Annotated in this window: 27 protein-coding genes and 1 tRNA gene; 10 read left to right on the top strand and 18 right to left on the bottom strand. The window is 67.6% G+C overall.

Features of this window, described 5'->3' with window-relative positions:
• Position 1: 1 nt before the first annotated feature.
• Entirely contained in the window at positions 2–1,264 is a 1,263-nt protein-coding gene (locus CEX88_RS02840; RefSeq protein ID WP_068201135.1) for an amidohydrolase family protein, read from the bottom strand.
• A gap of 24 nt (positions 1,265–1,288) precedes the next feature.
• Between CEX88_RS02840 and CEX88_RS02835 the strand changes: the two genes are divergently transcribed.
• The gene (locus CEX88_RS02835; RefSeq protein WP_094292340.1) at positions 1,289–2,152 is read left to right on the top strand and encodes an AraC family transcriptional regulator; all 864 of its coding nucleotides are present in this window, start codon (positions 1,289–1,291) and stop codon (positions 2,150–2,152) included.
• Between the two features lie 7 nt (positions 2,153–2,159).
• Here CEX88_RS02835 and CEX88_RS02830 read toward each other — a convergent pair whose 3' ends face one another.
• Positions 2,160–2,789 carry a TetR/AcrR family transcriptional regulator gene (locus tag CEX88_RS02830; protein WP_094292339.1) on the bottom strand — a complete coding sequence of 210 codons (630 nt, stop codon included), beginning with the start codon at positions 2,787–2,789 and terminating at the stop codon, positions 2,160–2,162.
• A 124-nt stretch (positions 2,790–2,913) separates the two neighbouring features.
• On the opposite strand from CEX88_RS02830, the gene CEX88_RS02825 reads away from it, so the two are divergent.
• The 3 genes from CEX88_RS02825 (at position 2,914) to CEX88_RS02815 (ending at position 4,061) form a co-directional block, all read left to right on the top strand.
• Complete coding sequence (locus CEX88_RS02825) at positions 2,914–3,228, top strand: WhiB family transcriptional regulator (RefSeq protein ID WP_126315836.1); 315 nt, start codon at positions 2,914–2,916, stop codon at positions 3,226–3,228.
• Between the two features lie 87 nt (positions 3,229–3,315).
• Positions 3,316–3,534, top strand: coding sequence for a hypothetical protein (locus CEX88_RS02820; protein ID WP_068201275.1), 219 nt, complete (start codon positions 3,316–3,318; stop codon positions 3,532–3,534).
• Positions 3,535–3,569: 35 nt separating this feature from the next.
• Entirely contained in the window at positions 3,570–4,061 is a 492-nt protein-coding gene (locus CEX88_RS02815; RefSeq protein WP_066843522.1) for an SRPBCC family protein, read from the top strand.
• Between the two features lie 5 nt (positions 4,062–4,066).
• Here CEX88_RS02815 and CEX88_RS02810 read toward each other — a convergent pair.
• A tRNA-Leu gene (locus CEX88_RS02810) sits at positions 4,067–4,150 on the bottom strand.
• Positions 4,151–4,233: 83 nt separating this feature from the next.
• Here CEX88_RS02810 and CEX88_RS02805 point away from each other — a divergent pair.
• Both CEX88_RS02805 and CEX88_RS02800 read left to right on the top strand, forming a co-directional pair.
• Positions 4,234–4,611 (top strand): hypothetical protein, encoded by a 378-nt coding sequence (locus CEX88_RS02805; RefSeq protein WP_094292338.1) that lies wholly within the window; start codon positions 4,234–4,236, stop codon positions 4,609–4,611.
• Complete coding sequence (locus CEX88_RS02800; protein WP_064397303.1) at positions 4,608–4,940, top strand: DUF3817 domain-containing protein; 333 nt, start codon at positions 4,608–4,610, stop codon at positions 4,938–4,940. Before CEX88_RS02805 ends, CEX88_RS02800 begins: the two co-directional genes overlap by 4 nt.
• Here CEX88_RS02800 and CEX88_RS02795 read toward each other — a convergent pair.
• The 12 genes from CEX88_RS02795 to clpS form a co-directional block, all read right to left on the bottom strand.
• Positions 4,918–6,378, bottom strand: a complete 1,461-nt coding sequence (locus tag CEX88_RS02795; protein WP_274381072.1) for an MFS transporter — start codon at positions 6,376–6,378, stop codon at positions 4,918–4,920. The two genes, CEX88_RS02800 and CEX88_RS02795, sit on opposite strands and share 23 nt — an antisense overlap.
• Positions 6,379–6,467: 89 nt before the next feature.
• Entirely contained in the window at positions 6,468–7,076 is a 609-nt protein-coding gene (rdgB, locus tag CEX88_RS02790; RefSeq protein WP_094292337.1) for an RdgB/HAM1 family non-canonical purine NTP pyrophosphatase, read from the bottom strand.
• Positions 7,073–7,855, bottom strand: a complete 783-nt coding sequence (gene rph, locus CEX88_RS02785; protein WP_064397309.1) for a ribonuclease PH — start codon at positions 7,853–7,855, stop codon at positions 7,073–7,075. Before rph ends, rdgB begins: the two co-directional genes overlap by 4 nt.
• Positions 7,856–7,899: 44 nt before the next feature.
• Positions 7,900–8,679, bottom strand: a complete 780-nt coding sequence (locus CEX88_RS02780) for a cyclic nucleotide-degrading phosphodiesterase (RefSeq protein ID WP_066843506.1) — start codon at positions 8,677–8,679, stop codon at positions 7,900–7,902.
• A gap of 58 nt (positions 8,680–8,737) precedes the next feature.
• Complete coding sequence (gene murI / locus CEX88_RS02775; RefSeq protein ID WP_094292536.1) at positions 8,738–9,559, bottom strand: glutamate racemase; 822 nt, start codon at positions 9,557–9,559, stop codon at positions 8,738–8,740.
• 8 nt (positions 9,560–9,567) lie between these two features.
• Entirely contained in the window at positions 9,568–10,251 is a 684-nt protein-coding gene (locus CEX88_RS02770; RefSeq protein ID WP_068201151.1) for a rhomboid family intramembrane serine protease, read from the bottom strand.
• Complete coding sequence (locus CEX88_RS02765) at positions 10,242–11,204, bottom strand: cysteine synthase (protein ID WP_094292336.1); 963 nt, start codon at positions 11,202–11,204, stop codon at positions 10,242–10,244. The genes CEX88_RS02770 and CEX88_RS02765 overlap by 10 nt, the downstream gene beginning before the upstream one ends.
• A gap of 10 nt (positions 11,205–11,214) precedes the next feature.
• Complete coding sequence (locus CEX88_RS02760) at positions 11,215–11,496, bottom strand: MoaD/ThiS family protein (protein ID WP_094292335.1); 282 nt, start codon at positions 11,494–11,496, stop codon at positions 11,215–11,217.
• A gap of 13 nt (positions 11,497–11,509) precedes the next feature.
• Complete coding sequence (locus tag CEX88_RS02755; RefSeq protein WP_255361543.1) at positions 11,510–11,944, bottom strand: M67 family metallopeptidase; 435 nt, start codon at positions 11,942–11,944, stop codon at positions 11,510–11,512.
• A gap of 59 nt (positions 11,945–12,003) precedes the next feature.
• On the bottom strand, positions 12,004–13,023 hold the full coding sequence (locus CEX88_RS02750) for a P1 family peptidase (protein WP_094292334.1): 1,020 nt from the start codon (positions 13,021–13,023) through the stop codon (positions 12,004–12,006).
• Complete coding sequence (aosR, locus tag CEX88_RS02745; protein WP_066843493.1) at positions 13,020–13,604, bottom strand: oxidative stress transcriptional regulator AosR; 585 nt, start codon at positions 13,602–13,604, stop codon at positions 13,020–13,022. The genes CEX88_RS02750 and aosR overlap by 4 nt, the downstream gene beginning before the upstream one ends.
• 7 nt (positions 13,605–13,611) lie before the next feature.
• On the bottom strand, positions 13,612–13,926 hold the full coding sequence (clpS, locus tag CEX88_RS02740; RefSeq protein ID WP_064397324.1) for an ATP-dependent Clp protease adapter ClpS: 315 nt from the start codon (positions 13,924–13,926) through the stop codon (positions 13,612–13,614).
• A gap of 54 nt (positions 13,927–13,980) precedes the next feature.
• On the opposite strand from clpS, the gene CEX88_RS02735 reads away from it, so the two are divergent.
• The 3 genes from CEX88_RS02735 to CEX88_RS02725 all read left to right on the top strand — a co-directional run bounded on the left by CEX88_RS02735 (position 13,981) and on the right by CEX88_RS02725 (position 18,781).
• Complete coding sequence (locus CEX88_RS02735) at positions 13,981–15,288, top strand: nicotinate phosphoribosyltransferase (protein ID WP_094292333.1); 1,308 nt, start codon at positions 13,981–13,983, stop codon at positions 15,286–15,288.
• A gap of 18 nt (positions 15,289–15,306) precedes the next feature.
• Positions 15,307–17,274, top strand: a complete 1,968-nt coding sequence (locus CEX88_RS02730; protein WP_094292332.1) for an ATP-dependent DNA helicase — start codon at positions 15,307–15,309, stop codon at positions 17,272–17,274.
• A 67-nt stretch (positions 17,275–17,341) separates the two neighbouring features.
• Positions 17,342–18,781, top strand: a complete 1,440-nt coding sequence (locus CEX88_RS02725; protein WP_094292331.1) for a neutral zinc metallopeptidase — start codon at positions 17,342–17,344, stop codon at positions 18,779–18,781.
• On the opposite strand, the gene CEX88_RS02720 is transcribed toward CEX88_RS02725, so the two are convergent.
• The 3 genes from CEX88_RS02720 to CEX88_RS02710 all read right to left on the bottom strand — a co-directional run bounded on the left by CEX88_RS02720 (position 18,782) and on the right by CEX88_RS02710 (position 23,090).
• Positions 18,782–19,516: an MspA family porin gene (locus tag CEX88_RS02720; RefSeq protein ID WP_369816255.1), complete on the bottom strand. Its 735-nt coding sequence runs from the start codon at positions 19,514–19,516 to the stop codon at positions 18,782–18,784. It abuts the gene before it with no gap.
• A 104-nt stretch (positions 19,517–19,620) separates the two neighbouring features.
• Positions 19,621–20,469, bottom strand: a complete 849-nt coding sequence (locus tag CEX88_RS02715; RefSeq protein WP_094292330.1) for a virginiamycin B lyase family protein — start codon at positions 20,467–20,469, stop codon at positions 19,621–19,623.
• Positions 20,466–23,090, bottom strand: a complete 2,625-nt coding sequence (locus CEX88_RS02710) for a glycosyltransferase family 1 protein (RefSeq protein ID WP_066843477.1) — start codon at positions 23,088–23,090, stop codon at positions 20,466–20,468. The genes CEX88_RS02715 and CEX88_RS02710 overlap by 4 nt, the downstream gene beginning before the upstream one ends.
• Positions 23,091–23,310: 220 nt before the next feature.
• Between CEX88_RS02710 and CEX88_RS02705 the strand changes: the two genes are divergently transcribed.
• On the top strand, positions 23,311–25,395 hold the full coding sequence (locus CEX88_RS02705) for an alpha-1,4-glucan--maltose-1-phosphate maltosyltransferase (RefSeq protein ID WP_094292329.1): 2,085 nt from the start codon (positions 23,311–23,313) through the stop codon (positions 25,393–25,395).
• Position 25,396 lies beyond the last annotated feature (1 nt).

The following is a 25,396-nucleotide window of genomic DNA, read 5'->3' as shown; positions in this document are numbered from 1 at the left end:
CTCACGCCTTGGCGAGTTGTTTCTGCTCGTAGAGCCGAGCCCACTCCTTGCGCGGCCGGATCGACACGTCGACATCGATTGCCTTGGCGCGCAACGCACCCGCGGTCGCCTGCTCCTTCGGTGTGAGCTTGAACGGATCCCAGCTGAAGAACCGGCAGGAGTTCTCCCACGTGATCTTGTTGATGTCGGAGTCCGATGCGCCTGCCCCGTTGAGTTCGGCGAGCACCTGCTCGGGCGCGTCGGGCCAGAAGCAGTCGGAATGCGGGTAGTCGCATTCCCACGCGATGATGTCGATGCCGATCTCGTGACGCAGCTTCAGTGACGTCTTGTCGGTCACGTAGCAGGCCAGCGAGTGCTCGCGGAACACGTCGGACGGCAGCTTGTCGCCGAAGTCGCGCCGCAACCACTTCTGGTTCGTGTAGTGCCGATCAGAGCGGTCCAAGTAGAACGGTATCCAGCCGATACCGCCTTCGGAGAAGGCGAATTTCAGGTCCGGGTAGTTGCGCATCGCCGGCCCCCAGAGCAGGTCCTGCGCGCACATCGCCGACACCTGGGTGGCCAGGATGATCAGGTTGTCGATCGGGGCGTTGGGCGCCATGCTGATCGCACCGAAGCCGGTCCCGATGTGCAGGCACATCACCACGTTCTCTTCGGAGAGCGTGCGGAACACCGGACCCCAGTACTCCTCGTCGTGATAGCTCGGAAGACCCTCGAGGTGCGGCAGTTCCGGCATTGTCACCGCACGGCAGCCCTTGGCCGCGACACGGCGAATCTCGTCGCACATGGCCTCCGGGCTCCACGTCGGCATGATCGCGATCGGGATGAACCGGTCCGGATACGAACCCGCCCACTCGTCGATGTGCCAGTCGTTGTAGGCCGAGACCATCACCAGCGTGGTCTCTTCGCGGTGCATGTTGAGATGGCGCGCTGAGAAGCCGGTGAACGTCGGGAAGCACATCGACGCGAGGATGCCGTTGCGGTTCATGTCGCGCACGCGCTCGTGCACGTCGTACACACCGGGACGCATCTCGGCGAAGCCCGCGGGATCGCGTCCCCACTCCTCGGCCGGCCAGGACACCACGGCGTTCAGACCGCTGACGCCCTGGGGCCGACCTTGATACATCCACTGGTCGACACCCTTGTCGTCGGTGACCACGATCGGCGCCTCGTCCTTGTACTTGGCCGGCACGTGCCGAAGGAACATGTCGGGCGGTTCCACAACGTGGTCGTCGATGCTCACCAGGATCAAGTCGTCAACGTTCATACCCCAGTAGTACCGTCTAGCCCTGTGACCGTCTCTGCGCTATCGGACAGAGGTTTTGCCCAACCGGCCAACCTGGCGGTCGGCGCGAAGCGGCGCATCATCGACCTTCGGCGCGGTGGGCGAGCGCTGGGGGGCAGCTACTTGTACGAGGGCGATGCGCTGATCACCGGTTGGCACTCACACGATGTGCACCAGATCGAGTACGCGCTCGGCGGGGTCGTCGAGGTGGAGACCGACTCAGCGCACTACCTGCTGCCACCCCAGCAGGCCGCCTGGATTCCGGTCGGTCTCGAACATCAGGCGACCATGAATCCAGACGTCCGGACCGTCGCGGTGATGTTCGATCCACAGTTGATCGCGCACGCGGGCGACCGCGCGCGCATCCTCGCGGTGTCCCCGCTGATCCGCGAGATGATGATCTACGCGTTGCGTTGGCCGATCGACCGGCGGCCGGGGCCCGCCGAGGACGAGGAGGTCTCCGAGGCGTTCTTCCGCACGTTGGCCAATCTCGTGGCCGAGGCGCTCGACCACGAGGCGCCGTTGAGCCTGCCCACGTCCGAGCATCCCATCGTCGCCGCCGCCATGGCCTACACCAAGGAGCATCTCGACGGTGTGAACGCCGAAGAGGTGAGCAGGGCGGTTTCGGTTTCGGAGCGCACGCTGCGGCGGCTGTTTCAGGATTCGGTCGGGTTGTCGTGGCGCACATACCTTCTGCACGCCCGCATGCTGAAAGCCATGGCGTTGCTGGCCGCACCGGGTCAGTCGGTGCAGGAGACCTCGTCGGCGGTCGGTTTCGACAGCCTCAGCTCCTTCACGCGGGCGTTCGCCCAGTTCTGCGGGGAGACGCCGACGAGCTACCGAAAGCGGATCGGTGGTACCTCGCTGTAACGACGCGTCACGAATCGTGGCGCATCTGCCCGTCACGCAGTAGCGAATCAGTCGCGTTCTGCCACCGTTGCAGTTGCTCGGGCGTCTCGAGCGGTTCTGGGAGATGGCGTTCGATATGGGCGCGCAGTACCCACGCCCCGAGAGCCAGCACCAACGGGTTCAGCGTGCCCCATATCGGGTCAAGGTCCGGTCGCGTCAAACCCTGCTCTGCGCGCACCCGCCACCGTTCGGCACCGATGGCCGCCAACGAGTCGAACAGCTGCGCGCCGAGTGAGCTCCCGTCGGTCAGCGCCCGGCCGACGTACGCCACTACGTCGGGTTCACCGGCGACCAGCGATGTCACCCGGCTACCGACGTCAGCGATGGTGTCGGCCGGCGGTTCCGGAATCGGTTGCGTCAACGCCTCGGCCATCACACCGAGCACGTGGTCGTCAACCGCCTTGATCAGGTTCGCCTTGGTTGCGAAGTGATGCTGTACCAGTCCCGGTGAGACGCCGGCTTCCGCGGCGACCGCGCGCAACGACGTAGCAGAACTGCCGCGCGCTGCAAAGCACTTGAGGGCAGCGTTGCGAATCCGGTCGACGCTCGAACGCGTCCCGGCGCCGGGGACCTGTTCATCTGACTGTAAGGCCGTCATCAGAACCCGAAGCCTAGAGTGCCCACCCCCTCACAGTAGCCAATACGCGTGTACCGTAAAAACCGATACATGCGTATTGTCGGTCTCACCGACGAGAACTTGCCCCGACCGAAAGGAAACGCAGATGCCCGTCGACGCGCGGCCGAACGGCCGGACGGCGCACCCCGTTCCGGTCAACACACCCCAGAACACGGCACTCGGCGCCTGCATTCAGGACCCCGACCGGTGGGCCCTCGGGGCTGACGAGGGCGCCAAGGAGTTGTGCCGGACATGCCCCCGTCGTTGGCTTTGCGCCCAGGAGGCGTGCCGGACGCCCGGCGCGGTCGGGGTTTGGGCCGGCATCTACATTCCCGACACCGGCCGAGCACGCCAGTTCGCACTGCGGCAACTGCAGTCGCTGGCCGAACGCAATGAGTTCACCGTCCAAAAGGCGGGCTGAGCCGCATCTTCGAAGCCGCGGGTTTCACCGGCGTTGTCAGTGGGCAACCTCTGCGCAACCGATTCCGCGAGCCACCAGGAGACCTCGATGCGCGAGCACGCTCTCGCCCCCGCCGACGACCCGTCCGCCGAGGCGATCGCCACGACAGGCCTCTTTCTCATCTTCACCGCGATCATCGCGGTCGCGGTGAGCCTGTCGAGCTGGGGCGCCTCCGACGCACCGCTGGCCGCCGTCGCGGGAGCGGTCGCCGCAATCAGCTTCACCGCCAGCCTGGTCTGCTTCGGCAAGCAGAGCGCAGACGACTGACGCGCGCCGGTACAAGCCTGCGATGATGGCCACTTATGGCCCGCTGGTATCCGCTGCTGTCCGCCGACGCTGACTTTCTGGTCTCGGCGCCTCATGTCTTCCGCTACGAGAAGCGCTACGCCGCGACGCCGGAGCAGGTATGGCAGTCGCTGACGTCGGACGAGTCGCTGGCGGCGTGGGGCCCTGCGGTCAAAAACGTCACCTGGACCTCACCGCGCCCGTTCGGAGTCGGGACCACCCGCGAAGTGACCGCTCCCGGCGGCGCCATCCTGCGCGAGCGCTTCTTCCGTTGGGATGAGGGCCATCAAAAGTCCTTCTACGTCTACGAGTCGACGCTGCCGCTGTTCAAACGCTTCGCCGAGGACTACATCGTCGACGCCGACGGCGGCCAGACGAGTTTCACCTGGGTGGTCGCCATCGAACCGAAGAGGGCCATGAGCCTGCCGGTCGCGATCCTCGCGCCGCTGCTGAAAGCCGGATTCGGGCGCATACCGAGCGGCGGACAGAAGTACTTCGCCACGACGTGAGTCGGTGCGGGCGGTGGGACTCGAACCCACACGTTCTCTCGAACACCGGCACCTAAAGCCGGCGCGTCAGCCAATTGCGCCACGCCCGCGACGCGTGTCGATGCTACCCGCCGCCGGTCGGCCCGCCTCGATGAGTTCGTCGGGCCGAAGGACGTCGCGGTACCGTTGGAAGGTGTCCACTACGCAACGTAGGAGGCCGGCGCTCATCGCCTTGGTGATCGTCGGCGCCGTCGGCTGCCTTGCGCTGGCGTGGTGGCAGTGGACCCGTTTCGAGTCGGCCTCGGGCAACTTCCAGAATCTCGGCTACGCGATGCAGTGGCCGCTGTTCGCCGGCTTCGTCGTGTACGCCTACTACAAGTTCGTGCGCTACGAGGAAGCACCACCCGAGCCGGCCAGAAGCGACATCACCGAGATCCCCGAGGACCTGCTTCCGCGAAAGCCCTCAGCCACAACCCCATCCGACGATGACGTCGACGACCCCGCACTGCGCGAGTACAACGCCTACCTGGCCGAGCTCGCCGAGAAGGACAAGGAACACCCGGCCACATGACCGAACCGCCGATCACCTCCGCCGACAACGTCCGCAAGGCACTTCTGGGCTACCGGGTGCTGGCCTGGACGACGGGCATCTGGCTCATCGCGCTCTGCTACGAGATGGTGATGAAGTACGTCTACCACGTCGAGGGTCTGAACTGGATCGCGGTCGTCCACGGCTGGGTGTATTTCGTGTACCTGCTCTTCACCGCCAACCTCGCGGTCAAGGTGCGCTGGCCGATCGGAAAGACGATCGGCGTACTGCTCGCAGGGACCATCCCGCTCGTCGGCATCATCGTCGAGCAGGTCCAGACCAGGGAGATCAAGGACCGCTACGGTCTGTAGCCAGCACCAGATCGGGTGCTGACTCGTTCACCGCACCGGCCTTCGGAATGGCCAGCGCGGTGAGCGCGGCGACGACGGCCGCACCTGCCGCAATCAACAGCGCGACCCGCAAACCGGCCAACGACGGCACGTCGTGTCCAGCCACCGTCGTCGTCATCACCGTGAGCACCGCACCGATCACCGCGCTGGAAATCGATGTGCCCAGCGAGCGCGCGAGCGCGTTGATCCCGTTGGCAGCGGCCGTTTCCGAGACCGGGACGGCCGCGTTGATCAACGCGGGTAACGACGAGAACGCGAAACCGACGCCGACGCTGACCATCACGTTGAACGCACACAACTGCCACGCGCTGTTCATCAGGACCAGTCCCGACAGATAGCCGGCGGCCACCACCGTCGACCCGACGAACAGGGTGAACCGTGGACCGCGCACATCGGCGATCCGAGCCGCCACCGGGGACGTCAGCATCATCGCCAGTCCGCCGGGCGCCATCCACAGACCCGTCTGCAACAGCGACTGGCCGAGGCCGTAACCCGAGCCGGCGGGCAGCTCGAGGATCTGCGGCGCGATCAACGACATCGCGAACAGCGAGAAGCCAACCGCGATCGATGCCAGATTCGTCGTGAGCACCGGCCGTTTCAGCGTCGTGCGCAGATCGACGATCGGGGCGACGGTCCTGAACTGCCACAGCGCGAACAACCCGAAGATCACCAGCGACGAGGTAAACATCGTCACGGTGATCGCACTGGTCCAGCCCCAGCTACCGCCCTTGGAGATGCCCAGCAAAAGCGTGACGAGCCCGCCCGCGAGACCGATCGCGCCCAGCGCATCGAAGCGGTCGGCGGAAACCGAGGGCAACCGCGGTACCAGCGCCGCGAACGACACCGCCGACATCACCCCGAGTGCGGCGCCGAACCAGAACAACGCATGCCAGTCGAAGCGATCGGCGATGATCGCCGACAGTGGAAGCCCAAGCGCCCCACCGACACCCAGCGATGCGCTCATCAAACCCATCGCGGTGCCGACCCGATGAGCCGGCACCGATGCGCGCATCACGGTGATGCCCAGCGGGATGATCGGCATTCCGAAGCCCTGCAGCCCGCGGCCCACGATCACCGGGACCAGCGATGTCGTCGTCGCCGCGATCAACGATCCCACCGTGAGCAGTACGGCGCAGATGATCAGGATGGGCTTGGGCCCGTACATGTCGCCGAGCCTGCCGAACATCGGGGTCGCGACGGCCGCGGTGAGCAACGTCGCGGTGATCACCCACGATGCGTTGGACGCGCTGGTGTCCAGCAGTGTGGGAAGTTCGGGGATGAGCGGGATGACGAGCGTCTGCATCAGCGACACGCTGATGCCCGCGGCCGCGAGCACCGCCACGACGATCGCCGGGTGCCGCGTCCTACCGACGTCGGCTTGGGCGGAGGGGCGGCGCACCCCGGGGATGCTACCGCTTAGTTGAGCTATACAAAATTTCCTTGCGCAGCCTGAGCTTGTGATCGCAGGGCCGAATCTCGCGCACAAGATCAGGTTCGGGCGGCCAACTCCCGCAGCGCAGGCAGCAGTGCCCTCAGGGCACGGCCCCGGTGCGAGGCCGCATCCTTCTCGGCAGCGTCGAGTTCGGCCGCGGTCCGCGTCGACCCGGCGGGCAGGAAAACCGGGTCGTAGCCGAACCCGCCTTCCCCGCGCGGTGAGCGCACGATGCTGCCCGGCCACTCCCCGCGCACCACGACCTCACCGGCCGAGTGCACCAGCGCGCAGGCCGACACGAACGCCGCGCTGCGCCGTTCGTCGGGTACTTCCGAAAGCTGCGCCAACAGCAGCGCCGTGTTCGCGGCGTCGTCCCCATGCCGGCCCGCCCACCGCGCCGAGAGCACCCCGGGCATTGCGTTCAGCGCCGCGACTTCCAGCCCGGAATCGTCGGCGACCGCCGCAAGACCTGTCGCGCGGTGAGCATCGCGTGCTTTGGCCAACGCGTTCTCTTCGAATGTCGCCCCGGTTTCGGGCGCCTCGTCGAAGGCGGGCACGTCGTCGAGTGAGAGCAGCGTCAGCCTCGACACCCCCGCCGTCGCGAGCACCCGGTGCAACTCGGCCAGCTTCTTCGGGTTGCGGCTGGCCACCAGCAGCTCGGTCAGCTTCCGAACGCCTTCTTGGGCGGGTCCTTCGGTTCGGGCAGCACCCCGGGATAGGGCAACTCCAACGCCTCCCGCTGGATCTCGAAGATCTGCTCACACGCCGTCATCGCCGCATCGAGCATCTTGTCCAGCGTCGAGCGCGGGAACGTCGCGCCCTCACCGGTGCCCTGGATCTCGACGAGAGTGCCGGTGTCGGTGGCCACGACGTTCATGTCGACCTCGGCGCGCGAGTCCTCGGTGTACGGCAGGTCGACGCGGATGCGCCCGTCGACAACGCCGACGCTGACCGCGGCGATCGCGCACGACAGCGGTCGCGGATCGGAGAGCTTGCCCGCCGCCGACAGATAGGTCACCGCGTCGGCGAGCGCGACGTAGGCCCCAGTGATCGCGGCGGTTCGCGTACCCCCATCGGCCTGCAGCACGTCGCAGTCGATTGCGATCGTGTTCTCGCCCAGCGCGGCGAGGTCGATGCACGCCCGCAGCGACCGGCCGACCAGCCTGCTGATCTCCTGGGTGCGGCCACCGACACGGCCCTTGACCGACTCGCGATCGGACCGATCGTGGGTTGCGGCGGGCAGCATCGCGTATTCGGCTGTCAGCCAGCCCTTTCCAGAGCCCTTGCGCCAGCGCGGCACGCCCTCGGTGACGCTTGCCGTGCACATGACGCGCGTCTCGCCGAATTCCACCAGCACAGAACCGGCGGGATGGGTGGTGAAACCGCGGGTGATGCGGACCGGCCTCAGCTCGTCGTCAAGCCGGCCGTCTTCTCTTCGGGACACGAGCCAACCCTATCGGCTGACTCCGACCCCATCGCTTGAGACCATCAGGCCGTCGCGCGCACGATGTCGAACGTCTCGTTGCAGACGACCGCGTGCACCGGACCGTCGAACTCGGCCTTGGCCTCGCTGATGACGTCCTCGCGCGACGTCCACGGCGGAATGTGGGTCAGCAGCAACTCGCCGACGCCGGCCTCGGCGGCGGCGCGGCCCGCCTCCGTGCCCGACAGATGCAGTCTCGGCGGCCGGTCCGGCGAGTGCGTCCAGGACGCCTCGCACAGGAACACGTCGGCGCCGCGGGCGAGGTCGATGAGTTGCTCGCAGTAGCCGGTGTCGCCGCTGTAGACGAGCGTGGCACCGTCCTGATTGGTGATGCGCATGCCGTAGGACTCGGTCGGGTGGCAAACCAATTTCGGTGTCACGTTCAGCGAGCCGATGGTAACCGTTTCGTTGTCGACCCAGTGGCGGATCTCGAAGACATCGGAGAAATCGTCGATCTCCCCACCCTCGGGCGACGACGCCGCACCGAGCCGGGCCCAGGTGTTGGCCGGGCCGTACATGATTCCGCGTTCCTGCGCCGGCGACGGGTGGTAGCGCCGCCACACGAACAGGCCCGGCAGATCGAGGCAGTGGTCGGCATGCAGATGCGACAGCAGCACGTGAACGTCGTTGGGATCGGCGTGGCGTTGCAGCGCACCGAGCACGCCACCGCCGAAGTCGAGCACCAACGGCGGGGTGTCGGGTGCTGTGACGAGATATCCGGACGCCGGCGAATCAGGCCCGACAACACTGCCGGAGCAACCGAGTACGGTGATTCGCACAGTCACTAGCTTGCCATGCCCGGTCCATAGTTGACGAAAACATGGCCGGTTTGAGCGACCGAAGTCATCTCTGCGCGCTGACGTGACGTTGAACAGGTCGAACGCCGTCGAGCGTCGGGCCGAGAAACCGTGCGGCAAGGGTGGTGAAGTCATCCGGGTCGCCCGTCGCCTCGAAGATCCGCTGCGGCGGCGCGGAGTCGTGCGGCCGCAGCAAATCGAGTTCGGTGAGCACCCTCAGCAAGTCCTTGGCGGTCTCCTCGGCGCTCGACACCAACGTGACGTTCTCACCCATCGCCAACTGGATCAGACCCGACAGCATCGGGTAGTGGGTGCAGCCCAGCACGAGCGTGTCGATGTGGGCGCGTTGAAGCGGTTCGAGGTATCCCTCGGCGAGCCCGAGCACTTGGCGCCCACTGGTCACCCCCCGCTCGACGAAGTCGACGAACCGCGGGCAGGCCACACCGATCACCTCGGTGTCGCGGGCCGCCGCGAACGCGTCCTGGTATGCACCGGACGCGATCGTCGCCGCGGTGCCGATGACACCGATGCGACCGTTGCGGGTGGTCGCGACCGCGCGGCGCACCGCGGGCAGGATCACCTCGATCACGGGCACCGGTGCATAGCGTTCGCGGGCGTCGCGCAGGCAGGCCGACGACGCCGTGTTGCAGGCGATGACGAGTGCCTTGATCCCGCGCGAGACGAGATCGTCGCCGATCGCCAGGGCGTGTGCGCGGACCTGCGGGATGGACAGCGGCCCATACGGCCCGTTGGCGGTGTCGCCGACGTAGACGATGTTCTCGGCGGGCAACTGGTCGATGATCGCGCGAGCGACCGTGAGCCCGCCGACACCCGAGTCGAAGATGCCGACGGGTGCCTCGGCCGACACGGCCGGGTTCACGACGGCAGGTACGGGTTCGATGTCACGCTTTTGCGCTTCTCGCGAGCCTTGCGCTCCGGACCGGACAGCAGATACGCCGCGATGACGCCCGCGACCGCCCCACTCAGGTGGCCCTGCCACGACACCCCCGGCGTGCCGGGCAGTACGCCGAGCAGAACGCTGCCGTAGACCAGCATCACGATGACGCCGACGATGATCTCCCAGGCCTTGCGGGTGAAGAACCCGAACACGATGAGGAATGCCAGCCAACCGAAGATCAGCCCCGAAGCGCCGATGTGGTTGGCCTCGCACCGCACCCCCACGTACGGGCAGTGCATGCCGACATTGCCGATCAGCCACGTGCCCAGACCGCCGAGGATCCACACGATCGCGGTCGCGAAGATGAATCGCGACATCCCCGCCAGCGTCATCAGGAAGCCCAGCACCAGGGCCGGAACGGTGTTGGCGATGAGGTGGTCCCAGTTCGAGTGCAGCAGCGGGGCGAACAGGATGCCTACGAGCCCGTCGGACTCCAGCGGCCGGATGCCGTTGTCGTCGAGGCGATGGTTCGACAACGAGTCGAACAGTTCGATGACCCACAGCAGCACGACGAAGCTGAAGACGGTGACGGCGCCGATCACCCACGCGGGCCGCTTGCGGGGTTGCGACGGTGTGGTCCCCGGATATCCGGTCATGCCCATAGCTGCCCTTCGAGCGCGTCTTCGGCGTCATCAAGGCTACCGGCGTACGCACCGGTCGACAGATACTTCCAACCCGCGTCGGCGACGACGAACGCGATGTCGGCCTGCTCGCCGGTCTTGACCGCCTTGGCCGCCATGCCCAACGCCGCGTGCAGCACCGCGCCGGTCGAGATGCCCGCGAAGATCCCCTCCACCTGAACCAGATCGCGGGTGCGCCTGATCGCGTCGTAGGAGCCGACGGAGTACCGCGTGGTGAGCACGTCCGGGTCGTACAACTCGGGGATGAACCCCTCGTCGATGTTGCGCAGTGCGTAGACGCCCTCGCCGTAGCGCGGTTCGGCGGCGACGATCTTGACGTCGGGTTTGCGCTCGCGCAGGAACCGCCCGGTCCCCATCAGGGTGCCGGTGGTGCCGAGGCCCGCGACGAAATGGGTGATCTCCGGCAGGTCCGCGAGCAACTCGGGGCCGGTGCCCTCGTAGTGCGACTGCGAGTTGGCCTCGTTGCCGTACTGGTAGAGCATCACCCACGAAGGATTCTGCAGCGCAAGCTCTTTCGCGTGGGCGACGGCGGTGTTCGAGCCGCCCTCGGCGGGCGAGTAGATGATCCGCGCACCGTACAACTCGAGCAGCTGGCGGCGTTCGATCGAGGTGTTCTCCGGCATCACACAGATCATCTGGTAGCCCTTGAGCAGGGCCGCCATCGCCAGCGAGATGCCGGTGTTCCCACTCGTCGGCTCCAGGATCGTCGCACCGGGTTGCAGCAGGCCCTGCCGTTCGGCCTCCTCGATCATCCGCAGCGCCGGCCGATCCTTGATGGAGCCGGTGGGGTTGCGGTCCTCGAGCTTGGCCCACAGCCGCACATGGGGCGCCTCGTCCCAGCGCGGTGAGAGCCGGCGCAGGCCCACCAACGGGGTACCGCCCAGCGCGTCGAGCAGCGAGTCGTATCGCGCCATCAGACGCCCGTTACCCTCCAGCCACTGCGGGCAGGATCGTCACCGAGTCGCCGTCGGCGACCCTGGTGTCGAGCCCGCCCGAGAACCGCACGTCTTCGTCGTTGACGTAGATGTTGACGAACCGGTTCAGCTTTCCGGGATTGTCCTTGTCCATCAGGCGCTCGGAGATGCCGGAGTAGTTGGCCTCCAGGTCGCTGATCACGGCCGCGACGGTGTCGCCCGAGGCGGTGACGCGCTTCTCCCCTCCGGTGTGGGTGCGCAGGATGGTCGGGATGGAAACGTTGACTGCCATCGGTGAAGCCTTTCTAGTACTGCTCGACGATCTTGACGGGTTCCTCGGTGACGACGCCGTCGACGATGCGGTAGCTCCGCAGTTCGTGCTCCTCGGGGTCGCGGGTCGACACCAGCACGTAGTGGGCGTCGGGCTCCTGGGCCAGTGAGATGTCGGTGCGGCTGGGATAGGCCTCGGTCCCGGTGTGCGAGTGGTAGATCACGACAGGGACCTCGTCGGCGTCGTCCATCTCCCGCCACACCCGCAGCTGCTCCATCGAATCGAACCGGTAGAACGTCGGCGAGCGCTCGGCGTTGGTCATCGCGATGAAGCGCTCCGGACGGTCCGAGTTCTCTGGTCCCGCGATCACGCCGCAGGCCTCGTCGGGATGGTCGGCGCGGGCATGGGCGACCATGGCGTCGACCAGATCCGCTCGGATCACCAACACAGCAGCCACCCCTTTCTGCACGAAACTGTATTCCAGCAGCGAAAAATCGAGTAAACGGCTGCTGGAATGCAATTTCGCGATTACTCGAACGCTCCAGGCAACATGTCCCGGTACGCCGGTATTCCGGCCACCGACTCGGCGGCCAGTACCCCGATCATCACCGCGCGGGCCAGACAGTCCGCCGCGGCGGCGCCCACCTGCGTGATCAGCGGCATCTCAGGGGTCATCGACGCCGGGGTCGTGGGATCCAGCGGCACCTCGACGGCACCGGTGGCCAGCGCGAACACCGTGTCCCCGTCGTGCGGCGTATGGCACGGCCGGATGGTGCGCGCCAAGCCGTCGTGTGCGGCGACGGCGACCCGTCGGCAGGCCGCGGGGCTCATCGCCGCGTCGGTGGCCACCACGGCGATCGTCGTGTTGAGCGGGCTGAACTCCTGGTGTCGGTCGGCGTAGGCGGCGATCTGGTCGGCGGGCGGCGGGACCAACCCGAACTCCTTGATCTGGTACGCCAGCCAGGGCAGGCCCGTCGCCGTGTCGAAGACCTCGCCCGCGGAGTTGACGATCACCAGCGCGCCGACAGTGACGCCGCAATCCAGTTGCATCGAAGCCGTGCCCACACCGCCCTTGAGCACACCGGCGCGCGCTCCCGTGCCCGCGCCCACGGTGCCGGTCGCCACCTCGGTCCCCGCGCTTGCGGCCGCTTGGTAGCCGAACTCCGCGGTCGGCCTGCACTGCCAACCGCCGACCGGGAGGTCGAACACGACCGCGGCGGGCACGATCGGGACCACGCCGCCGTCCAGTGCGACGCCGCGACCCTGCTCCTCGAGGTATTGCATCACCCCGTCGGCGGCCGCCAGCCCGTAGGCGCTGCCGCCGCTCAGTACCACGGCGTCGACGTGCTGAACGGAATTGATCGGGTCGAGCAGGTCGGTCTCTCGGGTGCCGGGCGCCCCTCCCCTGCCGTCGACGCCTCCCACGGTGCCTGGCGGCGTCAGCACGACGGTTGTGCCGCTGGCCCAACCCGAACCCAACATCACGTCCGGATCGAGGCGATGGTGTTGACCCACCCGGATACCGGCCACGTCGGTGATCGAGTTCATCTCGACTTCCCCATCAGTCCCAGCACCAGATACTCCTGCAGCACGGTCAGCCACTGGTAGACGTCGAGGTGCCCGGCCATCGGATGGTCGGGCGGCAGTTCGTCGGGCCCCTCCGGTGAGATCGCGAGCATGGTGCCCAGCGCCAAGCGCATGTCGTTTACCGCGGCGGCCCACGCGTGCGCGTCGTCCTCGCTCAGCTCGAACTTGCCGCCCTGCGCCGGCATGGTGTCCAAAAGTGTCTGCGCCGCTTCGCGTTTGGCATCGATGATGTCGGGCTCATGCAAGCCGCGCAGTGCACTGTTGAGGCTCTCGGCGGCACTGGAGCCGGCGGGGTGCTCGGTCTGCGGCCGGTAGAAATCCGGCAGCAACCGTTTCATCGTGTCGTCTTCGGGTGGCGTCGAATTGCCGGTACGCATGCCGGTGATCGCTTCGAGTTCGTCTGCGGGCGCTGATGATTCGCGCTCCTCCAGCATTCCCACCACCGAGGTGGCAAGGCTTCGCAACAGGGCGGCCTCGTGCGGTGCGATGGCCGACCGGAAACGCGCTCCATCGGCAGTGTCCACCCGCTTCCACTTACGCACGTGTCTGTCAGCGGTCCTGCTGCATGGTGGCCCACAGCCCGGCGGCGTGGAGCTTGGTCACGTCGATCTCCATCGCCTCGCGACTGCCCGCCGAGACCACGGCCTTGCCTTCGTTGTGCACCTGCAGCATCAACTTGGTCGCGTGCGCCTCGGGGTAGCCGAACAGCTTCTGCAAGACGTAGGTCACGTAGGTCATCAGGTTCACCGGGTCGTCCCACACGATGGTCACCCAGGGCGTGTCGACGGCGGCGTCTTCAGTCGCGACGGACTTGACGTTCCGCTCTTCGCGAGTCCCCGGTCGAGCCTTCGCCGGCGTAACCATGTCGTTCAGGATAGCCAACGCATATCCGGCACTTCGAGCTACTACGGTGACGGTGTGACCGCCGCATCCCCGGCCCTGCTCACCGACAAGTACGAGCTGACGATGCTCGCGGCCGCGTTGCGCGACGGCACCGCGCACCGACGCACCACCTTCGAGATCTTCGCGCGCCGACTGCCCGAAGGCCGCCGCTACGGCGTGGTGGCAGGCACCGCACGGTTCGTGGATGCTTTGGCGCAGTTCGAATTCGACGATGCGGCGCTGGCTTCGCTCGCGGACTTTCTCGACGCCGAGACGCTCGCGTACCTGGCCGAGTACCGATTCGGAGGCGATGTCGACGGATACGCCGAAGGCGAGCTCTACTTCCCGGGTTCACCGGTGGTCTCGGTGCACGGCACGTTCGGCGAATGTGTCGTCCTGGAGACATTGGCGTTGTCGATCTTCAACCACGACACCGCGATCGCATCCGCCGCCGCCCGCATGGTCAGCGCCGCCGAGGGCCGCCACCTGATCGAGATGGGCTCGCGGCGCACCCACGAGCACGCCGCCGTCGCCGCCGCTCGTGGGGCGTACCTGGCCGGCTTCTCCGGATCGTCCAATCTGCAGGCCCAGCGCGACTACGGGGTCCCGGCGCTCGGCACCAGCGCGCACGCGTTCACACTGCTGTACACCACCGGTGACGGCCCCGACGAGCGTGCGGCGTTCCAAGCGCAGGTCGAGGCGCTCGGTGTGGACACGACGCTGCTGGTGGACACCTACGACATCACCGCGGGGGTGGCGACGGCCGTCGAGGTCGCCGGTCCGGAACTCGGTGCGGTGCGCATCGATTCCGGAGACCTCGGCGTGCTCGCGCGCCAGGTGCGCGCTCAGCTCGACGACCTCGGCGCCACCGAGACGAAGATCGTCGTCTCCGGCGATCTCGACGAATTCGCGATCGCGGCGTTGCGCGCCGAACCGGTCGACACCTACGGCGTCGGCACGTCGCTGGTCACCGGTTCCGGCGCCCCGACGGCCGGAATGGTCTACAAGCTGACCGAGGTGGACGGCCTTCCGGTGGAGAAGCGCAGCAGCCACAAGCAGTCTCACGGCGGACGTAAACAGGCGATGCGGATGGCCAAGGCGACCGGCACGATCGTCGAAGAGGTCGTCTTCCCCTACGAGCGCCCGCCGGCTGACCCCGACGGCCTCACCGCGCGAGTTCTGACCGTTCCACTGATACGGCATGGCGAACCGGTCGCCGATCTGGGCCTCGCCGCGGCCCGCGCCCGGGTCAGAGACGGCCTGACGAGCCTGCCGTGGGACGGGTTGAAACTGTCCCGCGGCGAACCCGCCGTGCCGACGCGGCTGATCCCTCCCGGCGCGTAGGAGGTCACCACGTCGGACATCACCCAGTTGCTGGCCACCGCCGTCGCGGCCCTCGGTGGACGCGAACGCGCGGGCCAGGTCGAGATGGCGAAGGCCGTCACCAATGCCTTCGACACCGGTGAGCACCTTGCCGTCCAGGCCGGGACGGGCACCGGGAAGTCGCTGGCCTACCTCGTGCCCGCACTAGCCCGTGCCGTCGACGCCGACGACCCCGTCGTGGTGTCCACGGCGACCATCGCGCTGCAACGCCAACTCGTCGACCGCGACCTTCCGCGGCTGGCGGAATCGCTGGCCGACATGCTGCCGCGCGCCCCCGAGTTCGCCCTGCTCAAGGGCCGCGGTAATTACCTGTGCCTGAACAAGATTCACAACGGAAGCTCGGCCGGCGGTGTCACCGAGCCCGACGACCGGTCCCAGGAAGATCTTTTCGAACCGGTGGCGACCAGTGCCCTGGGTCGAGATGTGAAGCGGCTCATCGCCTGGTCGTCGGACACCGACACCGGCGACCGCGACGAGCTGACCCCGGGCGTTCCGGACCGGTCCTGGTCACAGGTCAGCGTGTCGGCGCGCGAATGCATCGGAGTCGCCCGGTGCCCGTTCGGCACCGACTGTTTCGCAGAAAAGGCACGGGAGAAAGCCGGCCGTGCCGATGTCGTCGTCACCAACCACGCTCTACTGGCCATCGACGCGATCTCCGATGCCGCCGTACTCCCCGAACACCACCTGCTCGTCGTCGACGAGGCGCACGAGTTGGTCGACCGCGTGACGTCGGTGGCCACCGGTGAGCTGTCCGCGACCTCGCTCGGCATCGCCCACCGCCGGGCCGCGCGCCTGGTCGACCAGGAACTGGCACAACGGCTGGAGGCGTCGACGGCGACGCTGTCGTCGGCCATCCACGACACCGAGCCGGGCCGCATCGACGTCCTCGACGACGAATTGGCGACCTACCTGACCGCGGTGCGCGACGCCGCGTACCGGGCCCGGTCGACGATCGACACCGCGCCGAGCGACCCGGCGGCCGCGTCCGCGCGCACCGAAGCCGTCACGGCGTTGACCGATATCGGCGACACCGCCTCCCGCGTCCTCGACTCCTTCCTGCCCGCCATCCCCGACCGCACGGACGTGGTGTGGATCGAACGCGAGGACACGCGCGCAACGGTGCGGACCATACTGCGCGTCGCCCCGCTTTCGGTGTCGGGGCTGTTGCGCACCAGGCTCTTTGAGAACACCACGACCGTTCTGACATCGGCGACGCTGACGATCGGCGGCACGTTCGACGCGATGGCATCGGCGTGGGGGCTGACGGGCGGGGAGACCGAGTGGAAGGGCATCGACGTCGGATCCCCGTTCGAGCACGCGAAGTCCGGCATCCTCTACGTTGCAGCACATCTGCCGCCGCCGGGACGTGACGGCACTGGGTCCGCCGAACAACTCGACGAAATCGCCGCGCTGGTCACCGCGGCGGGTGGCCGCACCCTCGGTCTGTTCTCCTCGATGCGTGCGGCCAAGGCGGCAGCCGAGATCATGCGGGAGCGGCTGGACACTCCGGTGCTGTGCCAGGGCGAGGACACCACGTCGGCGTTGGTCAAGCGGTTCGCCGACGATCCCGAGACGTCGCTGTTCGGCACGCTGTCGCTGTGGCAGGGCGTCGACGTGCCCGGCCCGTCACTGTCGCTGGTGCTCATCGACCGGATTCCGTTCCCGCGCCCCGACGATCCGCTACTGACCGCGCGGCAACGGGCGGTGGCTGCGCGAGGGGGCAACGGTTTCATGGCCGTTGCCGCCAGCCACGCCGCGCTGCTGCTGGCCCAAGGTGCGGGTCGGCTGTTGCGCACCGTCGACGACCGCGGCGTGGTCGCCGTGCTGGACTCGCGGATGGCCACCGCCCGCTACGGCGGATTCCTGCGAGCCTCTCTGCCACCGTTCTGGGCGACGACCGACTCGAACCGCGTGCGTCAGGCGCTCGAACGTCTCCGCGCGCGGTGATTGTTTTCTATTCTGACAACGGTTCAGTGCGCGCCCTGCGGCCGCCTCGACGTGAAAGGCGGCGTCCATGAATCGACGACACGTGCGGGGCGCCGTGACCGCGATGTCGGCGGTGCTCGTCATCACCGGATGCACCACAACGCTTCGCGGCGAACCCGTGTCGGTGTTCAACGATCCGTTCCGTGTCGCAGGCATGCCTGCGACCGACGGCCCCACCGGTTTACGGCCGGACGCGCGCGATCCGACGCGAGTGGTGGTGGGCACCAACGGGAGTGACTCCGACGAGCTGGCCCGCCAGGCGATCAGCGACATCGAAGAGTTCTGGGAAGGCGCCTACGGCGCCGCGTTCGACGGCCGGTTCGAGCCGGTCGACCGCGTCTATTCCTGGGACGCCAACGGATTCGACAGCACCGGGTTCTGCGACACCGACACCTACGCCTTGGTCAACGCCGGCTACTGCACCACCGACAACACCATCGGATGGGATCGCGGCGAGCTCCTGCCCAGTCTGCGGCAGGAGTTCGGCGACATGGGAGTGACGATGGTGCTCGCCCACGAATACGGCCACGCCGTGCAGAGGCAGGCGGGCCTGGTCGACGACGACACCCCGACGCTGGTGTCCGAACAGCAGGCCGACTGTCTGGCGGGCGCCTACATGCGCTGGGTCGCAGAAGACAACTCGCCGCGATTCACGCTGTCGACCGGCGAAGGGCTCAACAACGTGTTGGCGTCCGTCATCGCGTTCCGGGATCCGTTGTTGAGCGAGTACGACCCCGAAGTCGGGGTCGACGAACACGGTTCGGCGTTCGAACGCCTGTCGGCCTTCCAGTTCGGCTTCACCGACGGCCCGTCGGCCTGCGCGGCCATCGACATGCGCGAGATCGGCCAACGCCGGGGCGATCTGCCGGTGCTCCTGCAAGAGGACGAGACCGGCGAATGGCCCGTCTCCGAAGAGTCGGTAGGGGCCGTCATGGACGCGATGGACATCCTCTTCACACCCGCCAACCCGCCGCAGCGCAGCTTCGACCCCCCGGCCTGCACGAACGCGCGACCGAGTCCGCCGGTGTCCTACTGCCCGGCGACCAACACCATCGCCGTCGACCTCGACGAGCTGGCGGTGATGGGCGCCCAGCCCGACATCGAGGACCCGGTCAGCTTGGCCACCGGTGACAACACCGCCTACTCGGTACTGGTGTCGCGGTACATGCAGGCGATCCAGAACGAGCACGGCGGCGTCGCACTGGACAACGCCGAGGCCGCGCTGCGCACGGCGTGCCTGACCGGTGTCGCCACCACCAAACTCTCGAAGAGCGTTACCACCCCCGACGGCAACACCGTCGCGCTGACCGCAGGCGACGTCGACGAGGCCGTGTCGGGCATCCTGATGAACGGCCTGGTGGCCAGCGACGTCAACGGCGAATCGGTGCCCTCGGGCTTCTCCCGCATCGACGCCTTCCGCGTCGGCGTCCTCGGGGACACCGAACGCTGCTTCAAGCGCTTCGACTGATCAGATCTTTTTCGTGACGCCGTACCAGGCGACGATCGCCTCGGACTGGTCGGTGGAATGGCTGAGGTACGCATACGAGCGGATGAAGGACTCGCCGACGCAGCCGTCGATCTTGACCCGGAAATTGCTCACCATCACCCACGGCTCCGCGCCGGTGAACTTCTTCTTCGTCACCGGCACCACGTTGACCAGACCCGGTTTGAGGCCCACGGTGATACCGCCGCCGACATTGCCGCCGAGGCTCGGCAGGATTCCGAAGTCCTCTCCACCACCGACCACGGTGAGCCCCAGCAGCCCGATGGACGGGTTGATGCCTGCGGTGCCGGTCAGGGAGACGCCGTTCGAGGTGCTCATGTCGATGCCGCAGCCGATCTCGTAACCGACTTCAAGGCTGCCCTCCGGCGCTTCGCCTCCCCCCGGGCCGATCAGCCGACCCTTATAGGTGCCGCCGACGACGTATTCGCGCGACGACAGTGCGGTCGTCAGCGGAGGTGTCGGTGCCTGGGTCTCTTTCTCGGCGCTCATTTCCAGGCGCCAACCGTCGGGAGTCTCGGTCACCGCGGGCGGGGTGGATTCGACGGCGCCGTCCGGAGGCGGCGGCGGAGGGGGCGCCCCCTCGGCGGGCACTTCGGCCACGACCGGCTCGGCCTCCGGATCGGCCGACGCGGATGCGGCGCCCAAACTGCCGAGCACCCCCGCGACCGTGATCACGGTGAGGCCTCGCCGCAGCACAATCCCAATCGTCACTGGCCACCCTCCGTCGTTCGCAACGCTTGGGAACCTACCGCGCCCGATGTGCGACGCGTGCGGATGCTCCCAGAATCGTTCCGATTGCCCGGTCAGGTCGGCATTCGCAGGATGTGACCGGCTTCCAGTGCGACCCAGACGGCGCCATCGGGGTCCACCGCGAGCCCGTGCGGTTCACTGCCCGGCGGCAGGTCGATCGTGACGATGTCACCGTCACCGCCGACGCGGGCGAGCTGGCTGGACCCCCACAGCGTCACCCACACGCCGTCGCTGGGATCGGCGACCACCGCATGCGGCTTGCCGGGCAGGTCGATTTCCTGGATGGCATCGTCGATCGGTATCCGGCCGAGGCGTTCGGCGACGATCTCGGTGAACCACAGCGCGTCGTCGTGGGTTGCCGTGATGCCGACGGGACCCGAGGCGGCAGTGGGTGTTTCGCGGATGGAAAGGTCACCGCCGAGGGTGAGGCGGCCGACGGCGCTGGCTTGATTCAGCGTGAACCACAGCGCCCCGTCGGGACCGGTGACGATCATCGCCGGCGCTCCGCCGACCGGGTGGGCCTCCGAAACCTCACCGTCCGTCGACATCCGAGCGACCATTCCGGAGCCCATCGCCGTGAACCACAGCGCCCCGTCGGGGGCCGTCGTGATGCCGTATGGAGCGCTTCCCGCCGGGAGTTCGAACGCGCTCACTTCGCCGGCGGTGGTGATGCGGCCGATGTGGTCGTCGCCGTTGCGGGTGAACCACAGCGCTCCGTCGGGGCCCGCGGTGATGATCGACGGCCGACAGCCCGGTGCCACGGGAGACGTCGCGACCTCGCCGCTGTCGGTGACCCGCGCGATCGCGCCGTCGTGCACCAGCGTCACCCAGAGCGCGCCGTCCGGACCTGCCGCGATCCCGTAGGGCCCGCCGTCGAGCGCGACCTTGATCGCGTGTGTCACGCGAGCGTGACGAGGCCGAGCTCGTTGTCGCCCGCCAGCAGCGGGTGGTGCGGCAGGACGCGCACGGTGTAACCCACCGGCCCGGCTACGGGCAACGGAGCGGTCGCGGAGAACACTTCCCTGCCGGCGTCGGCGCTCCCTGTGTGCGCCATCGGCACCGTCACCGGTTCGACGAGTTGGTCGCTCGCGTCGACGCGACCCAGCACCGCTTGCACGGCAACCTCTTCGGGGCGCAGGCCCGCCAGGTACACGGTGGCGGTCAACGTGAGCTCCGAACCCAGCAGCGGGGTGTCGGGCAGACCGTAGCTGTCGACGTCGGTGATCTGGATCTTGGGCCACGATTCCTGGGCACGCAGCCGGTAGCCGGCCAGATCCCTTGCGGCGCCGAATGGTTCACCATCATTGCCGGGTTCGACGGTCCGTCGCAGCGACTGCGCCGCCGGCGCGTAGTACTTCTCGGTGTAGTCGCGCACCATCCGCGACGCCAGCACCTTGGGACCCAACACGATCAGCGTGTGCCGCACCATCTCGACCCACCGCGCCGGGACGCCACGCTCGTCGCGGTCGTAGAACTTCGGCGCCACCGTCGTCTCCAGCAGGTCATACAGAGCGGCCGCTTCGAGGTCGTCACGCCGGTTCTCGTCGGCCAGACCGTCGGCGGTGGGGATTTCCCACCCGTTCTCGCCGTCGTACCACTCGTCCCACCACCCGTCGCGGATGGACAGGTTCAGCCCGCCGTTGAGCGCGCTCTTCATGCCCGACGTGCCGCACGCCTCCAACGGCCGCAGCGGATTGTTGAGCCACACGTCGCATCCCCAGTACAGCTGGCGGGCCATCGACATGTCGTAGTCGGGCAAAAAGGCGATCCGGTGCCGGACCTCGGGCCGGTCGGCGAACTTCACCACCTGCTGGATCAGGGCCTTGCCGCCGTCGTCGGCGGGGTGGGATTTCCCCGCGACGATGAGCTGGATCGGCCGCTCGTCGTTGAGCAGCAGTCGCTCCAGCCGTTCGGGGTCGCGCAGCATCAACGTCAGACGCTTGTAGGTCGGCACCCGCCGCGCGAACCCGATCGTCAGGACGTTGGGATCGAAAGCCGTTGCGATCCAGCCCAGTTCGGCTTCCGCCGCGCCGCGTTCCAGATAGGAACGGCGCAGCCTCGCGCGCACGTCCTCGACGAGCTGCTCACGCAGCTGCGAGCGGATCCACCACAGGTGGCCGGTGTCGACCTGCTGCAGGCGGCCCCACACCGCGGGTTCGCGCGCACTGGTGAGGTCCTCGCTGCCGAGCAGCTCGCGGCCGAGTTCCATCCACTGCGGCGCCGCCCAGGTCGGCGCGTGCACACCGTTGGTGATCGACCCGATCGGCACCTCGCCGGGATCGAAACCCGGCCACAGCTCGTTGAACATGTGCCTGCTGACGTTGCCGTGCAGCATCGAGACACCGTTGGCGCGCTGGGCCAGCCGCAGACCCATGTGGGCCATGTTGAACTTGGTCGGGTCGTCCTCCTCGCCGAACGCGATGATGCGATCGAGCGGAAGGCCCGGCAGCAGCCGCGACATCGCACCCGAGGGGCCGTCGGTCGAACCGCCGAAGTACCGCCGCACCATCTCCACCGGGAACCGGTCGATCCCCGCGGGCACCGGGGTGTGCGTGGTGAACACCGTCGAGGACCGCACCACCGTCAGCGCGGTGTCGAAGTCGAGCCCGGCGTCGATGAGTTCCCGGATGCGCTCGACACCGAGGAAGCCGGCATGTCCCTCGTTCATGTGGAACACCTCGGGCGAGGGCCGGCCTTCCAACTCGATGAACGCGCGGATCGCCCGCACCCCGCCCACACCGGCGAGGATCTCCTGTTTGATCCGGTGCTCCTGATCGCCGCCGTAGAGCCGATCGGTCACGCCACGCAGGTCGTGGTCATTCTCCGGGACGTCGGAATCCAGCAGCAGCAACGGAATTCGGCCCACCTGGGCGATCCACACCCGCGCCTGCAGCTGACCGTCGTACCCGTTCTCGCTGGGCATCGCCACGGCGACGAGGACCCGTTGCCCGTCGCGGTCGGTGAGCAGCCGAAGCGGCAGCCCCTGCGGGTCCAGCGCCGGATAGCTCTCGTGCTGCCAGCCATCGGCGGTCAGTGACTGGCGAAAGTAACCCGAACGGTAGAGCAGCCCGACCGCGATCAGCGGCAGGCCCAGATCCGACGCGGCTTTGAGGTGGTCGCCGGCGAGGATGCCCAGGCCCCCCGAGTAGTTCGGGAGGGACTCGGCCACCCCGAACTCCATCGAGAAGTACGCGATGCCGTTGGGCAGTTGGGCACCGTGTTCGAGCTCCTGCTGGTACCACAGCGGCCGGTTGAGGTAGTCGTCGAGATCGGCGGCCAGCCCGTCGAGACGGCGCAAGAACTCCTCGTCGCCGGCGAGCGTGTCCAGGCGCTGCGGGCTGACCTGCCCCAACAGGCCGACCGGATCGCAGCCGACCCGCTTCCACAGCTCGGGGTCGATCGTCTCGAACAGATCCTGCGTCGGTCGGTCCCAGGACCAGCGCAGGTTGATCGACAGCCGTTCGAGCGCAGCCAGCCGGTCGGGCAGATGCGTTCGGACGGTGAACCTTCTCAGCGCTTTCATCGGGCTATCACGCGGAACAACATTACTGACAATCCGGCGGCTCGCAGGGCGCCCGGTCGGACTGCTTGGCCCGCTTCGGGTTGGGCTGCGCACTAACGTGGGTATAGGGCGCGACGAGGCTTATTCATCTTGACTGTGAACGCGACCAAGACGACACAGCGGCCACGCCGGCGATGCCGGCAGAGCACTTCGGCGGCCGCGCCAGAAGGAGGAGTGATAGGTGGCCGGTCGAATCGAGATCGATGACGTCGCGCCTGTCGTCTCCGAGGGGCGGTACCCCGCGAAGGCGGTCGTCGGCGAAATCGTTCCGGTCGCGGCCACAGTCTGGCGCGAGGGCCACGACGCCGTCGCGGCCACCCTGGTGGTGCGCTACCACGGCACGGCATATCCCCAGCTCGCCGACGATCCGCCGGGGCTGGTGACCGCCGAAGCGGTGCCCATCGAGACTGTGCTCGGCGCTACGCCGCGCAAGAAGCCGCAGCATCTGCCGATGACGACGGGGCGGACTCCCGACGTCTTTCATGGTGCGTTCACCCCCGACTGCCCCGGTCTGTGGACGTTTCGGGTGGACGGCTGGGGTGATCCGGTCGCGACCTGGCGCAAGAACGTCACGGCCAAGCTCGACGCGGGCCAGAGCGAATCGGAGCTGTCGAACGACCTACTGGTCGGCGCCCGGCTGCTGGAACGCGCCTCAACCGGTGTGCCGCGTCAGCATCGCTATCCGCTGATCGAGGCTGCGGCACGGCTGCGCCAGCCAGGCGATCCGTTCACCCGTGCCGGCGCCGCGCTGGCACCGGAGGTCACCCGTCTGCTCGACGAATATCCGCTGCGCGAGTTGGTGACCCGCGGCGAGCAGTACGGCGTCTGGGTCGACCGCGCCGAGGCGCGGTTCACCGCGTGGTACGAGTTCTTCCCCCGCTCGACCGGCGGCTGGGACGCCAAGGGCAACCCGGTGCACGGCACCTTCGCCACCGCCACCAAGGCGCTGCCCCGGATCGCCCGGATGGGCTTCGACGTGGTCTACCTCCCGCCGATCCACCCGATCGGCAAGGTGCACCGCAAAGGCCGCAACAACAGCGTCACCGCCGCGCCCAACGACGTCGGCTCGCCGTGGGCCATCGGAAGCGACGAGGGCGGCCACGACGCGGTCCATCCGGACCTGGGCACGATCGACGACTTCGACGACTTCGTCGCCGCGGCTCGCGACGACGGCATGGAGGTGGCGCTCGACCTCGCGCTGCAGTGCGCCCCCGACCATCCCTGGGCCAAGAAACACCCCGAGTGGTTCACCGTGCTGCCCGACGGCACCATCGCCTACGCGGAGAACCCCCCGAAGAAGTACCAGGACATCTATCCGCTGAACTTCGACAACGACCCCGCCGGGCTCTACGAAGAGGTGCTGCGGGTGGTAAGGCACTGGATCTCGCACGGCGTCAAGATCTTCCGGGTCGACAACCCGCACACCAAGCCGCCGAACTTCTGGGCCTGGCTGATCGGCCAGGTGAAAAACGAGCACCCCGATGTGCTGTTCCTCTCCGAGGCATTCACCCGTCCCGCACGGCTGTACGGATTGGCCAAACTGGGGTTCACACAGTCGTATTCGTACTTCACCTGGCGCACCGCTAAGTGGGAGCTCACCGAGTTCGGCCAACAGATCGCCGAGCACGCCGACTACGCGTGCCCGAACCTGTTCGTCAACACGCCCGACATCCTGCACGAAAGCCTGCAGCACGGAGGCCCCGGGATGTTCGCTATCCGCGCGGTGCTCGCGTCGACGATGAGTTCGGCGTGGGGGATGTACTCGGGATTCGAACTGTACGAACACCGTGCGGTCCGGGAAGGCAGCGAGGAGTACCTCAACTCCGAGAAGTACGAGCTGCGACCCCGCGACTTCGACGCAGCGCTCGCCGACGGTGAATCGCTGGAGCCGTTCATCACCCGGCTCAACGAGATCCGTCGACTGCATCCCGCCCTACATCAGTTGCGCACCATCACGTTCCACCACGCCGACAACGACGCGCTGCTGGCCTACAGCAAGTTCGATCCGGCCACCGGAGACCAGGTGCTGGTGGTGGTCACGCTCAACCCGTTCGGACCCGAGGAGGCCACCCTGTGGCTGGACATGCCCGCCCTCGGGATGGAGCCCTACGACCGGTTCTGGGTCCGCGACGAGATCACCGGCGACGAATACCAATGGGGGCAGTCCAATTACGTGCGCCTCGACCCGGTGCGCGCGGTGGCACACGTGTTGAACATGCCGCAGGTGCCCGCCGACCAACGACTCAATCTGCTGCGTAGGGAGTGAC

It is taken from the genome of Mycobacterium neumannii (assembly GCF_002245615.1).
Classification (GTDB): Bacteria; Actinomycetota; Actinomycetes; order Mycobacteriales; family Mycobacteriaceae; genus Mycobacterium; species Mycobacterium neumannii_A.
Note: the sequence above shows the minus strand (reverse complement) of the source record. Positions and strands in the feature narration are given on the sequence as shown.